The organism is Sphingopyxis sp. (assembly GCF_025869345.1).
GTDB lineage: Bacteria > Pseudomonadota > Alphaproteobacteria > Sphingomonadales > Sphingomonadaceae > Sphingopyxis.
In genome coordinates this window covers 13,660-26,366 of record NZ_JAOZVW010000072.1, presented here as the reverse complement: position 1 = coordinate 26,366, position 12,707 = coordinate 13,660, and the positions used below count along the sequence as shown (strand labels likewise).

Sequence of the window (12,707 nt, the reverse complement as noted above, 5' to 3'; positions counted from 1 at the left end):
TTTGCCGCCCTATTCTTCTCTTCTCTGCGATCTTTGCGCCTCTGCGCGAATCCTCTTCTCTTTTCTTCTCCGCGCCTCCGCGCCTCCGCGTGAACAAAATCTCTGCGACCTCTGCGCCTCTGCGCGCATTTTCCGGCGCTTGAAGACGGATCAGGCGCTGGTTCATCGAACCGCTCCCAACCTTCCATTGACACCATACCAACCAGTCGGTATGTAGATTCGCATGACCACGACTCACTCCTCCTCCGGCCCTCCCGCCCGCACCCCGCGTGGCAGCGCGCGCGCGCGGCTGATCGCCGCGGCACATCAGGAGGTGCGGCGGCAGGGCTATGCCGCGACCACGGTCGATCAGATCTGCACAGCCGCCGGGGTCACCAAGGGCGCCTTCTTCCACCATTTCGAATCGAAGGAAGCGCTCGCGGTCGCCGCCGCCGAGGCGTGGACCGAGCGGGCGCGACCGATGTTCGACATGCTGCCGCACACCAGGCTCGAGGACCCGCTCGACCGCCTGCTCGGCCATATCGATTTCCGCTTTTCGCTGCTTCACGGTCCGGTCGACGGCTTCACCTGCTTCATCGGCACGATGGTGCAGGACGCCTATGCGACGAGCGAGCCGATCCGCCTCGCCTGCGAGGCGAGCATCGCCGCCTATTGCGAGGCGCTGGCCCCCGACATCGAGGCGGCGATGGACGCTTATGGCGCGCCCGACGGCATGACCGCGCTCGACCTCGCGCGCCATATCCAGTCGGTGCTGCAGGGCGGCTTCGTCCTGGCGAAAACGACGAACGATTCGGCGATTGCCAGGGAAAGCGTCGCCCATCTGACACGTTATGTCCGCATGATCTTCGGGCGGACCTGACCAGGCCGAAACTATCAGGAAACGAGAGGAGTTCCCCCATGTCCGATGCCCCGCAAATGATCTTCGTGAACCTGCCCGTCACCGACCTCGAAAAGTCGAAAGCCTTTTACGAAGCGGTCGGCGCGGCCAACAACCCCGCCTTCACCGACGACACCGCCGCCTGCATGGTGGTCGCCGAAGGGTCGATCCACGTCATGCTGCTGACGCACGCCAAATGGGCGACCTTCACCTCGAAGACGATCCCCGACGCGCATACGGCCGCGCAGGTGCTGCTCTGCGTCTCGGCCGACAGCCGCGACGCGGTCGACGGACAGGTCGGCAAGGCGGTCGCGGCGGGCGGCAAGGCCGATCCGACCCCGACGCAGGACTATGGCTTCATGTACGGCCGCAGCTTCGAGGACCCCGACGGCCATATCTGGGAAGTGATGTGGATGGACCCGGCGGCGATCCCGGCCGGCGAGCCCGCCGAAGCGGCCGCCTGACGGTCCCGCCGGGGAAGAGGAGGAAGCGCCGTGCCAGAAATCACCGCCTACCGATCGGTTCCGGACTTCGCTTTCGGCCGCATCAAGGACATCCGCGTCCGCTGGGCGCTCGACGAAATCGGCCGGCCCTATCGCACGCGGCTGATCGGCGGCATTTTCGAGGACAAGGCGCCCGCCTATCTGGCCGACCAGCCGTTCGGACAGGTTCCGGTCTATAAGGAGGACGGCCTGATCCTGTTCGAAACGGGGTCGATCCTGATCCATATCGGCGAAGCCGACGCGCGCCTGCTGCCGCGCGACGCAAAAGGGCGCGGGCGCGCGATCAGTTGGATGATCGCAGCGCTCAACAGCGTCGAACCGATGATCCAGACCCTCGTCGTGCTGACCGTCAAGGGACAGGGCACCGACTGGCTTGCCGGCGCCACGGCCGCGGCGAAACCCTTTGCCGAGCAGCGGCTGGCCCGCTTGTCGCAGGCGCTCGGGGACCGCGACTGGCTGGAGGCCGATTTTTCGATCGGCGACATCGTGATGATCGACGTGCTGCGCAACGCCGACCCGCAATTGCTCGCTCCGCACCCCAATCTGACCGCCTATGTCGCGCGCGGCACGTCGCGCCCGGCCTTTCAAAGCGCGATGGCGGCGCATCTCGCCGACTGCGCGGTCGGCGAACCGCTGCCTGCCTGACCCCCAAACTCAAGCGAGGAAATAGAGCCATGCCCGTGAACCCCGACAGCCGCCTCGAAATCACCGCTTTCGACTGGGTGCCCGATTTCGCGCGCGGCTTCGTCCGCGATCTCCGCCCGCGCTGGGCGTGCGAGGAGATCGGGCTCGACTATGCCGAGCATCTGATCAGCGCGATCAACCGGCCCGCCGACCATTTCCTGTTCCAGCCATGGGGTCAGGTGCCGGTGCTCGACGACGGCGGCGTCCGCCTGTTCGAAAGCGGCGCGATCCTGCTCCACCTCGCGGAGAAGGACGCGCGGCTGCTGCCCCGCGACCCGCAGCAACGCGCCAACACGCTCGCCTGGCTGTTCGCGGCCTATAACAGCGTCGAGCCGATGTTGTTCGAACTCGGCAATGTCGACCTGTTCGCGAAAGACGAGGAATGGGCGAAGCTCCGCCGTCCGAGCCTGATCGAGTTCATCCAGGGCCGGCTCGGCCGCCTGAACGACGCCATCGGCGACAAGTCCTATCTGGCGGGCGACTTCACCGTCGCCGACATCGCGATGGCGACCGTGCTGCGCGAAGCCGTCGAGGCAGGCCTGGTCGCCGAGCAGCCGCGGCTGCAGGCCTATTTGGACCGCTGCCTCGCCCGCCCCGCCTTCCAGCGCGCGCTCGCCGCGCAGCTTGCCGCCTTCAGCGAAGAAGCGGGACCGCCCGCCGCCTGATCCCGAACTCCAGCCCCCGAGGAGAGACAAGATGACCTATGTAGAAGGATTTGTGCTCGCGGTGCCGACCGCCAACAAGGAAGCCTATCGCAAGCACGCCGCGGGCGCCGCGCCGCTGTTCAAGGAGTATGGCGCGGCCCGGATGGTCGAGACCTGGGGCGACGACGTCCCCGACGGCAAGGTCAATGACTTCAAGAGCGCGGTGCAGGCGAAGCCCGACGAAACCGTCGTCTTCAGCTGGTTCGAATATCCCGACAAGGCGACCCGCGACGCCGCGAACGAAAAGATGATGAGCGACCCGCGCATGGAGGCGATGGGCGCGAACATGCCCTTCGACGGAATGCGGATGATCTTCGCGGGTTTCGATTCGATGGTCGACGACCGCACCGACGGCAAGATGGGCTATGTCGATGGCTATCTCGTCCCCGTTCCCGACGGCAACAAGGACGCCTATCGCGCCATGGCCGCCAAGGCGTCCGAAGTCTTCCGCGACCATGGTGCGACGCGCGTCGTCGAGGCGTGGGGCGACGACGTGCCCGACGGCAAGGTCACTGATTACAACCGCGCCGCGCACCGGCAGGATGGCGAGACCGTCGTCTTCAGCTGGGTCGAATGGCCCGACAAGGACACGCGCATGGCCGGCTGGGACAAGGTGATGAAGGACGAGCGGATGCAGCATGATCCGAACGACCAGACCTTCGACGGCAAGCGCATGATCTACGGCGGCTTCGCGCCGATCGTCGAGGCGTGACGCGGTTTCGCCCTCCCCTTCAGGGGAGGGCAGCGAGACTTGGGAGCTTTGCTCCCTAGTCGCAGCGGGTGGGGGCCGTCGGCCTCGCGCAAGGCTCGGGGCCCCACCCCAACCCCTCCCCTGAAGGGGAGGGGCTCAGGAGAGTGTCATGGACCATATCGCCTATCCCAATGAAAGCGCCGCCTATCGCGCCGCGCGCAATGCGCTGCTCGATGAGGAGATCGCGCTGCGCCGCCGGATCGAGGCGGTCGCCGCAAAGCGCCGCGCCCTGCCGCCCGGCGGCGAGATCGCCGAGGATTATGTCTTCGAGCGCATCGGCGCGCACCAGCGGCCCGAGACGGTGAAGCTGTCCGAACTGTTCGGCGAAAAGCCGAGCATCATCCTCTACAGCTTCATGTTCGGCCCCGACCGCGATGTCCCCTGCCCCGGCTGCACGCATATGCTCGATTCGGTCGACGGCGGCGCGCGCTATATCGACGACCGCGCGCCGCTCTATATCGTCGCCAAGTCGCCGATCGCGCGGCTCGTCGAATGGGCGCGGCTACGCGGCTGGCACCATCTGACGTTCCTGTCGGACGTCACCACCCGCTATTCGGCCGATTATTTCGGCGACACGCGCAAATTCCCGCCCGCGATGCGCGCCGAGCGCAACCTAAAGAACGGCGAGGAGTGGGACGAGACGATCTTCAACGTCTTCCGCAAGGAGGGCGGCACCGTCCGCCACCACTGGGGCAGCGAAATGGCGTTCGCGCCGTCGGACCCCGGCCAGCATCACCGCGCCGGCGACCTCGTCGATTCGCTGTGGGGCCTGCTCGACATGACCCCCGAGGGTCGCGGGGACTATTTCCCGACCGTGGAAGGAACCAAGCGATGACCGACGCCGCCAACTTCATCTGGTACGAACTGATGACCCCCGACCCGGCGGGCGCCGCGCGCTTCTATGGCGCCGTCGTCGGCTGGACGATCGCCGCGACACGCGACCCCGCCGCGGGCGACGTCGACTATCGCATGATCGGCCGCAGCGACGGCGGCAATGCCGGCGGCATCCTCGCGCTGAATGCCGACATGCTCGCGGGCGGCGCGCGGCCGGCGTGGCTCGGCTATATCCACACCCCCGACGTCGATGCCGCGATCGCCGCGATCACCGCCGACGGCGGCGCGGTGCATATGCCCGCGACCGACCTGCCCGTCGGGCGCATCGCCATGGTCTCGGACCCGCAGGGCGCGGCCTTCTATATCATGGACCCGGTTCCGCCTCCGGGCATGGAGGGGATGGAGAGCGACGTCTTCTCGGTCGACCAGCCGCAGCGCATCCGCTGGAACGAGTTGTCGACGAGCGACCCCGACGCCGCCATCGCCTTCTACACCCGGCATTTCGGCTGGGGGCAGGAAGGCGCGATGGATATGGGCGAGATGGGCGCCTATCGCTTCCTCCAGCGCGGCGACGTGGGTATCGGCGCGGTGATGCCGCTGATGCCCGGCATGCCCGCGCCGATGTGGAGCTTCTATATCGGCGTCGACGACATCGGCCGCGCGCACGCCGCGGTGACCGCGAACGGCGGCACCATCACCAGCGAGCCGATGGAGATTCCCGGCGGCGAGTTCGCGATGAACGGCGTCGATCCGCAGGGCGCCGCCTTTGGACTCGTCGGCCCGCGCCAATAGGCGAATGGGCGATCGGGGGCAGGAAAGGAAAGCGACATGACCGATAACCGCAAACTGGTTCCCGCCGAAGAACTGGTACGGAACAGCAAACGCCGGCCGCGGCCGAACGAGAGCGCCGACTATCGCGCCGCGCGCGACGCGCTGCTGGTCGAGGAGATCAAGCTGCGCCGCCATCTCGCCGACGTCGCGGCGCAGCGGCGCGCGCTCCCCCCCGGCGGCGAGGTGACGCGGGACTATCGCTTCATCGGCGCGGCGGGCGAGGTCGGCTTCGCCGATCTGTTCGGCGATCATGACACTTTGTTCGTCTATGGCATGATGTACGGCCCCGAACGCAAGCAGGCGTGCCCGATGTGCACCGCGACGGTCGCGAATTGGGACCCGGAGGTTCCGCATCTCGAACGGCGCCTCGGCTTCGCGATCGTCGCGCGCTCGCCCTATCCCCGTATCGCCGCCTTCGCGCGCGAACAGGGTTGGGATCACCTCAAGCTCTATTCGGACCCGACCGGCGATTTCTGGCAGGATTATATCGGCGAGACGCCCGACGAGGACACGGCAGGCTATAGCGTCTTCACGCGCCGGGACGGAAAGATCCGCCATTTCTGGAGCGTCGAGGGCGGACCGGAAATCGCCGATCCGGGACAGGACCCGCACGGCGCCCCCGATCCCAATTCGCTGTGGAACCTGCTCGACCTGACCCCCGAGGGGCGCGGCACCGACTGGTATCCCAGCCTGCGCTACGACGACTGAGCTATAAAGGAAGAGGAGAAGCATCATGGAAAACCAGGGACCGACAACCGGCCTGACCCCGCATCTGGCGATTCCCGACAAGCGCGGCGCCGAGGCCATCGACTTTTATGGAAAGGCGTTCGGCGCGACCGAACAGGCGCGTATGCTCGCCGACGACGGCGTGCGGTTGATGCACGCGCATCTGACGGTCAACGGCGCGTCGCTGATGATGCACGACGATTTTCCCGAATATACCGGCGGCGCGATGGCACCGCCGTCGGGCGTCACGCTGCATCTGCAGGTCGATGATACCGACGCCTGGTACGACCGCGCGATCGCGGCGGGGGCGACCCCGCGCATGCCGCCCGAGGATATGTTCTGGGGAGACCGCTACGCGCAAGTGATCGATCCGTTCGGCCATGCCTGGTCGATCGGAACCCCCGTGAAAGGAGAGAAATGATGTCCAACAAAGCAACTTTGTGCCTCTGGTATGACAAGGACGCCGAGGAAGCGGCGACTTTCTATGCCGCGACCTTCCCTGACAGCAAGGTCGGCGCCGTTCATCGCGCGCCCGGCGATAATCCGAGCGGTAAGGAAGGCGACGTGCTGACCGTCGATTTCACCGTGCTCGGCTTCCCGTGCATCGGGCTCAACGGCGGCCCCGCCTTCAAACAGAGCGAAGCCTTCTCGTTTCAGGTCCACACCGAAACGCAGGAGGAAACCGATCGCCTGTGGAACGCGATCGTCGGCAACGGCGGCGCCGAAAGCATGTGCGGCTGGTGCAAGGACAAATGGGGCGTGAGCTGGCAGATCACCCCGCGCGTCCTGACCGACGTGATGGCAAGCGGCGACAAGGCGGCCGCCAAGCGCGCCTTCGAGGCGATGATGTCGATGAAGAAGATCGACATCGCCAGGATCGAGGCCGCGATCGGGGGCGAAGCCGTTGGCGCGGCGTAGCCCTGCCCTCTTCGCCTGGCTGCTCTGCGGCACGCTCGACATCTGCTACGCGGCGGTGTGGAGCGTGCTTGCGGGGAGCGATCCCGGCACGATGCTGCGCGGCGTCGCCAAGGGACCGTTCGGCGACGGCGCCGCCAACTGGGGCCTCGGCGGCGCGCTCGCGGGGCTTGGCACCCACTTTGCGATCATGGGCGCGATGGTCGCCTTCTGGTTCGCCGCCGTCCGCCGCGCCCCGGCGCTGCGCGAACCATGGTGGCTCACCGGCACCCTCTATGGCTTCGCCCTCTATCTGGTGATGAACGCGCTCGTCCTGCCGCTCCGCTTCGGCGCGCCCTTCCCGCCCGCCGACCTCGTCAAGGGCGCGGTCGCGCTCTTTCCCCATATCTTCTTCGTCGGCCTGCCGCTGGCATGGTTGACGCGAAAGGCCGCCTGATGCCGATCCTCTATGGCCACCCCTTTTCGAGCTACACCTGGAAGGCGCTGATCGCGCTCTACGAAAAGGACGTCGCCTTCGACTATCGCATTCTCGAGGCCGAATGGCCGCAGCATGGCGAGGAGCTGAAATCGCACTGGCCGATCGGCAAATTCCCGCTGCTCGTCGGCGACGATGGGCGCGCCTGGTTCGAGGCGTCGATCATCATCGAATATCTCGACCATCTGGCGCCCCAGCCGCGGCTGATCCCGCAGGATTTCGAGGCGGCGCTGCAGGTCCGCCTGCTCGACCGCGTCTTCGACAATCATGTCATGACCCCGATGCAGGAAGTGGTGAACGACGCGCTGCGCGGCCCCGAACATCACCTGCCGATGATCGTCGAGCAGGCGAAGGCGCGACTCGAGACCATCTATGGCTGGCTCGACAGCGAGCTGGCGGCGGGCGGCTGGGCGGCGCCGGGCGGGTTCAGCCTCGCCGATTGCGCCGCAGCGCCGTCGCTCTTCTACGCCGACTGGGTCCATCCAATCGCCGGGACCCACGCCAACCTGCGCGCCTATCGCGCCCGCCTGCTCGCGCATCCATCGGTCGCGCGCTGCGTCGAGGACGCCCGCCCCTATCGCCCCTATTTCCCGCTCGGCGCCCCCGATCGCGACTGACGTCAGGAGAAGAAACCATGAGCGACCCCCGCGAACTCTCGGTATCGACCTTCATCGCCGCCTCGCCGGACAAGGTGTGGCAGGTCATGACCGACCGCATGGCCGAATGGTGGTGCCCGAAACCCTGGACCGTCACCCTCGACGCGATCGACCTGCGCACCGGCGGCCGCTGCGCGATGACGATGCACGGGCCGGAGGGCGAGACGATGCCCAGTGACGGAATGTTCCTGGAGGTCGTGCCGGGCAAGCGCTTCGTCACCACCGACGCGGTCGTCCGCGACGCGAGCGGCCGCCTCGCTCCCGCGGGGCCCTTCATGATCGGCGGCTGGGAGATCGAAGCCGAAGCGGGCGGCACCCGCTTCACCGGCTGGGCGCGCCACTGGACCGACGAGGCGGTGAAAAGCCACGAGGAGATGGGCTTCACCCCCGGCTGGGGCGCGGTCGCCGAGCAGTTGAAGGCCTTGTGCGAGGTAGAATAGCTGGCGTTCAAATTCCGTTCGTGTCGAGCGAAGTCGAGACACCGGGCGATATGGCGCTACCCCGATGGGCATCTCGACTTCGCTCGATGCGAACGGGATCGGGGGGAAGATCAACCCGTCCCATATCGCGGTTAACGCCGCACTGACGCTGCCGCTTCGTCCTTTGGAAACCGCGCGCGCGCGAAGGCGGGTCCATGGTTTCACCAGCCGCCGTCGTCCGCACCCTCATCATTGCCGCCTTCGCGGCGCTGCTGGCGTTCGCCCCGGCCAGCGCCCAGCAGGTCGTGACCGTCACCACGACGGTGACGTGGACTTATGATACGGGCGCCGACGCGGACGATGCGGGCGTCATCGACGAAAGCGCCGCCCTCCTCGCCGATGAAGAGCTTGCCGGCGGGGGACTTGCCGAAGATGCCGACCTCGGCGCGACGCGCCGCTATGCGCCCTCGGCGACGCTCGCGACGCTCGGCCAGGCCAAGGCGCGCTTCGGCCCCTTCGCGGTTGTCGACGGCGCCACGATCCGCATGGCGGGCGACGTCACTTCGGCGACGCCGCGCCAGTTCGCGGCGATGCTCGCGGCCTTTCCCGGCCTCAAGCGGCTCGAGATGATCGACTGCCCCGGCAGCCTAGACGAGGAGGCCAATCTGATCCTCGCCCGCGCGATCCGCCGCGCCGGGCTCGAAACCATCGTTCCGAGCGGCGGCTCGGTGCGGTCGGGCGCGGTCGAGCTGTGGCTCGCGGGCGCCGTTCGCCGCGCCGCGCCCGACGCCGAATTCGGCGTCCATAGCTGGGCCGACGAATATGGCCGCGAAGCGAACGATTATCCCGCCGACGATCCGGTCCACGCCGAATATCTGGCCTATTACCGCGAAATGGGCATGGACGAGGCGAAGGCCCGCGCCTTCTATGCGCTCACCAACGCGACGCCGTTCGACGATGTCCGCTATCTGACCCGCGCCGACATGGCCCGCTTCGTGACGCTGAACTGATTTACGACCGTCACCCCCGCGAAGGCGACGTGTTTTAGGGTTGCAACTCACCTAGTCCTTTCCCACATCGCCTGCCATGACAGGGCGCAGCCTCTACCAGCGATTGCGATCGAACGCGCAGGTCCGCACCACGCTGTTCTGCGTCGGCGTGCTGCTGATCATAGCCGGGGTAATCATCGCCCCGCTGCCCGGCCCCGGCTTCGTCATCCTGTCCCCGCTCGGGCTGATGCTGGCCTTGCAGAACAGCGCCTGGGCGAAACGCCGCTACGTCCGCTTCAAGCGGCGTCATCCGCGCTATGGCGAGTGGACCGACCGGGTGATGCGCCGCGTCAGCGCCGCGCGCCGCCGCGCCCGCGACCGGATCGGGGATATCCTCGATGACGATTGACTTTGTCCCGAATCCCGCTTATCCGCGCCCCCGACAGTGGCCGCCCACGCTTGGCGGCCCTTTTCTGTTGCAGCATTTGACGAGATCTAGGGAAAACCGCGATGAAGCGCACCTATCAACCGAGCCGCCTTGTGCGCAAGCGCCGTCACGGCTTCCGCGCCCGCAAGGCGACCGTCGGCGGCCGCAAGGTTCTGGCCAACCGCCGCGCGCAGGGCCGCAAGAAGCTGTCGGCCTAAGCGCCGGCGCTTCGCCGCCGAGCCTGGAAGGATCTGGGCTGGTGCGAACGCTTTCCAGACGCAGCGAATTTCTGGCCGCGAACCGCGGCCTTCGCTTTCCCATGCCCGGCTTCGTCCTCCTCGTCCGCCCGCGCGGCGACGATGACGCTGTGCCGGGCATCGGCTTTACCGTCAGCAAGAAGGTCGGCAATGCGGTCACCCGCAACCGGATGAAGCGGCGCTTCCGCGAACTGGCGCGCGCCGCGCTGCCCGAATCGGGTATCGCCGGCGCCGACCATGTGCTGATCGGCCGCCCGGGCGGCAACGCCATCGCCTTTGCCGAACTGGCCGGGCATCTCGAATCGGCGCTGAAGCGCGCGGCGAAGAAGCTCGCGAAATGACCGGCTGTCCTACAATGCTTCGCTGGCATAAGATTTCGGCATGAGCCTATTCCTGCCTGTATCGAACATGCGAATTGCGAGTGAAGTTGCCCAGTTTTGCGGGGCTTTTCTCTTACCTTCCCATCGTCACCCCGGACTTGATCCGGGGTCCCGCTTATCACCGTTGCCGAGCGGGACCCCGGATCAAGTCCGGGGTGACGACGGATGGAGAGTCCCCGCAAAAACCCGAATCGCGAATGAAGTTCGGCAGTTTTCAGGGCTTCTTCCATGATCGCCCGCCTGCTCATCCTGATCGCGCGCGGCTGGCAGCTCGGCCCGTCGCGCATCCTGCCGCCGACGTGCCGCTATGCGCCGTCGTGCAGCGAATATGCGATCATCGCGCTGAAACGCCATGGTGCGATCAAGGGTGGCTGGCTGGCGACAAAGCGGCTATTGCGCTGCCACCCTTGGGGGGGCCATGGTTACGACCCGGTGCCGTAAGGCGCCCTTTCCCGACATTTTGAGACGAAGAGAGACCAAGCAGCGTGGATGACAAGCGTAACTGGATCACGGCAATCCTGCTGTCGGCGGCCATCCTGCTCGGCTGGAACTTCGTCGCGCAGAAATTCCTGCCCACCCCGCCGAAGCCCGATGTGACGAAAACCGTCGTGGGCGCGAACGGGGCGGCGAACCCGGCCGCACCCGCGCAGCCCGGCACCCCGGCGGCCCCGCACGCCGCCGCCCCGGCCGCCCCGACGGTCGTGCCGCTCGAAACCGCGCTCACCGCGGGCAATCGCGTCGCGATCGAAACCCCGGCGCTGTCGGGCTCGATCAACCTTGTCGGCGCGCGCATCGACGACATCACGCTCACCAAATATCGCCAGACGATCAAGAAGGATTCGCCCCCCGTCCGGCTCTTCGCCCCCGGCAACACCAAGGCCGCTTATTATGCGAGCGTCGGCTGGGCCGCGCAGCAAGGCGTCGAGGTTCCGGGCCCGGCGACCGTGTGGGCCGCGAGCGGCGCGAAGCTGACCCCGGCGACCCCGGTGACGCTGAGCTGGGCGAACGGCACCGGCCAGAGCTTTCGCATCGATTACAGCATCGACGCCGATTATCTGATCACCGCGAAGCAGACGATCGCCAACACCGGCGCCGCGCCGGTCAACGCCAGCAGCTTCGCGCTGATCGACCGCCTCGGCAAGCCGACCGACCCGCACGAGCAGAGCAGCTGGACGAATCACATCGGGCCGACCGGCTACCTCGACGGCAAGTCGGTGTTCGACGTCGATTACAAGCATCTCGATAAGGGCGAAGCGTTCAAATATGGCGCGGCGGGCTGGCTCGGCTTCACCGACAAATATTGGCTCGCCGCGGTCATCCCGGCGAAGGACGAGCGCGTCACCGCGTCGATCACCGCGCCTGCGGCGGACACGTATCAGACGCTCTTCGCGCGTCCCTTCGCGGCGGTCGCGCCCGGCAAGCAGGTCACGACGACCAGCCGCATCTTCGCCGGCGCCAAGGAAGTCAGCACCCTGTCGGCCTATCAGGACGCGGGCATCCCGCGCCTGTCGAACGCGATCGACTGGGGCTGGTTCGAATTCTTCGAAAAGCCGATCTTCAGGCTGCTCGACTGGCTGTTCCAGCAGGTCGGCAATTTCGGCGTTGCGATCATGGTGCTGACGGTGATCATCCGCGCGCTGATGTTCCCGGTCGCACAGCGCCAGTTCCATTCGATGGCGCAGATGCGCCTCGTCCAGCCGAAGATGAAGGCGCTGCAGGAGCGCTACAAGGACGACAAGCCGCGCCAGCAGCAGGAATTGATGAAGCTCTACAAGGACGAGAAGATCAATCCGCTTGCGGGCTGCCTGCCGATTGTCCTCCAGATTCCGATCTTCTATGCGCTCTACAAGGTGCTGATGCTGACGATCGAAATGCGCCACCAGCCCTTCGTGCTGTGGATCAAGGATCTGTCGGCGCCCGACCCGGCGCATTTCCTCAACCTGTTCGGCCTCTTGAACTTCACGCCGCCGTCGCTGCTCGCCCTCGGGCCGCTCGCGCTGCTCCTCGGCGTCACCATGTTCCTGCAGTTCCGCCTCAACCCGCAGGCGACCGACCCGGTGCAGCAGCAGGTGTTCAAGATCATGCCGTGGCTGTTCATGTTCATCATGGCGCCCTTCGCGGCGGGCCTGCTGCTCTACTGGATCACCAACAACTGCCTGTCGATCGCGCAGCAGCAGTTCATGTATCGCAAGTTCCCGCAGCTTCGCGCGGCGCCGGTAAAATAATCGGCGTGTGTCCCCGCGAAGGCGGGGACCCATCTCCGGCAGGCGCGGAATGAA

At 66.6% G+C, this 12,707-nt stretch carries 19 protein-coding genes and 1 pseudogene; all 20 read left to right on the top strand.

Annotated elements, in window-relative coordinates; translation table 11 throughout:
• Positions 1–223: 223 nt before the first annotated feature.
• The 20 genes and pseudogenes from OJI97_RS08055 (at position 224) to yidC (ending at position 12,653) form a co-directional block, all read left to right on the top strand.
• Complete coding sequence (locus tag OJI97_RS08055; protein ID WP_297662539.1) at positions 224–859, top strand: TetR/AcrR family transcriptional regulator; 636 nt, start codon at positions 224–226, stop codon at positions 857–859.
• Between the two features lie 38 nt (positions 860–897).
• Positions 898–1,341 (top strand): VOC family protein, encoded by a 444-nt coding sequence (locus OJI97_RS08050; RefSeq protein ID WP_297662538.1) that lies wholly within the window; start codon positions 898–900, stop codon positions 1,339–1,341.
• Between the two features lie 30 nt (positions 1,342–1,371).
• Entirely contained in the window at positions 1,372–2,025 is a 654-nt protein-coding gene (locus OJI97_RS08045) for a glutathione S-transferase family protein (protein ID WP_297662537.1), read from the top strand.
• A gap of 29 nt (positions 2,026–2,054) precedes the next feature.
• Positions 2,055–2,729 (top strand): glutathione S-transferase family protein, encoded by a 675-nt coding sequence (locus OJI97_RS08040; RefSeq protein ID WP_297662536.1) that lies wholly within the window; start codon positions 2,055–2,057, stop codon positions 2,727–2,729.
• Between the two features lie 31 nt (positions 2,730–2,760).
• Positions 2,761–3,093: pseudogene (locus OJI97_RS08035) on the top strand (DUF1428 domain-containing protein); the annotation flags it as partial.
• A gap of 33 nt (positions 3,094–3,126) precedes the next feature.
• Positions 3,127–3,480: a DUF1428 domain-containing protein gene (locus tag OJI97_RS08030; protein WP_297662553.1), complete on the top strand. Its 354-nt coding sequence runs from the start codon at positions 3,127–3,129 to the stop codon at positions 3,478–3,480.
• 148 nt (positions 3,481–3,628) lie between these two features.
• On the top strand, positions 3,629–4,354 hold the full coding sequence (locus OJI97_RS08025) for a DUF899 family protein (RefSeq protein WP_297662535.1): 726 nt from the start codon (positions 3,629–3,631) through the stop codon (positions 4,352–4,354).
• Entirely contained in the window at positions 4,351–5,145 is a 795-nt protein-coding gene (locus OJI97_RS08020; RefSeq protein ID WP_297662534.1) for a VOC family protein, read from the top strand. Before OJI97_RS08025 ends, OJI97_RS08020 begins: the two co-directional genes overlap by 4 nt.
• Positions 5,146–5,181: 36 nt before the next feature.
• The gene (locus OJI97_RS08015) at positions 5,182–5,892 is read left to right on the top strand and encodes a DUF899 family protein (protein ID WP_297662533.1); all 711 of its coding nucleotides are present in this window, start codon (positions 5,182–5,184) and stop codon (positions 5,890–5,892) included.
• Positions 5,893–5,917: 25 nt separating this feature from the next.
• On the top strand, positions 5,918–6,331 hold the full coding sequence (locus tag OJI97_RS08010; protein ID WP_297662532.1) for a VOC family protein: 414 nt from the start codon (positions 5,918–5,920) through the stop codon (positions 6,329–6,331).
• Positions 6,331–6,828, top strand: coding sequence for a VOC family protein (locus OJI97_RS08005; RefSeq protein ID WP_297662531.1), 498 nt, complete (start codon positions 6,331–6,333; stop codon positions 6,826–6,828). Before OJI97_RS08010 ends, OJI97_RS08005 begins: the two co-directional genes overlap by 1 nt.
• On the top strand, positions 6,815–7,261 hold the full coding sequence (locus OJI97_RS08000) for a hypothetical protein (protein WP_297662530.1): 447 nt from the start codon (positions 6,815–6,817) through the stop codon (positions 7,259–7,261). The genes OJI97_RS08005 and OJI97_RS08000 overlap by 14 nt, the downstream gene beginning before the upstream one ends.
• Positions 7,237–7,917 carry a glutathione S-transferase family protein gene (locus OJI97_RS07995; RefSeq protein ID WP_297662529.1) on the top strand — a complete coding sequence of 227 codons (681 nt, stop codon included), beginning with the start codon at positions 7,237–7,239 and terminating at the stop codon, positions 7,915–7,917. The genes OJI97_RS08000 and OJI97_RS07995 overlap by 25 nt, the downstream gene beginning before the upstream one ends.
• Before the next feature lie 17 nt (positions 7,918–7,934).
• On the top strand, positions 7,935–8,396 hold the full coding sequence (locus tag OJI97_RS07990) for an SRPBCC domain-containing protein (RefSeq protein ID WP_297662528.1): 462 nt from the start codon (positions 7,935–7,937) through the stop codon (positions 8,394–8,396).
• A gap of 194 nt (positions 8,397–8,590) precedes the next feature.
• Entirely contained in the window at positions 8,591–9,385 is a 795-nt protein-coding gene (locus tag OJI97_RS07985; protein ID WP_297662527.1) for an alpha/beta hydrolase, read from the top strand.
• A 76-nt stretch (positions 9,386–9,461) separates the two neighbouring features.
• Entirely contained in the window at positions 9,462–9,773 is a 312-nt protein-coding gene (locus tag OJI97_RS07980; RefSeq protein ID WP_297662526.1) for a PGPGW domain-containing protein, read from the top strand.
• 101 nt (positions 9,774–9,874) lie between these two features.
• Positions 9,875–10,009, top strand: coding sequence for a 50S ribosomal protein L34 (gene rpmH / locus OJI97_RS07975; RefSeq protein WP_054586364.1), 135 nt, complete (start codon positions 9,875–9,877; stop codon positions 10,007–10,009).
• A gap of 41 nt (positions 10,010–10,050) precedes the next feature.
• Positions 10,051–10,389, top strand: a complete 339-nt coding sequence (gene rnpA, locus OJI97_RS07970; RefSeq protein ID WP_297662525.1) for a ribonuclease P protein component — start codon at positions 10,051–10,053, stop codon at positions 10,387–10,389.
• Positions 10,390–10,656: 267 nt separating this feature from the next.
• Positions 10,657–10,869 (top strand): membrane protein insertion efficiency factor YidD, encoded by a 213-nt coding sequence (gene yidD / locus OJI97_RS07965; protein ID WP_067180668.1) that lies wholly within the window; start codon positions 10,657–10,659, stop codon positions 10,867–10,869.
• A gap of 44 nt (positions 10,870–10,913) precedes the next feature.
• Complete coding sequence (gene yidC / locus OJI97_RS07960; RefSeq protein WP_297662524.1) at positions 10,914–12,653, top strand: membrane protein insertase YidC; 1,740 nt, start codon at positions 10,914–10,916, stop codon at positions 12,651–12,653.
• The last annotated feature ends 54 nt before the right edge of the window (positions 12,654–12,707 follow it).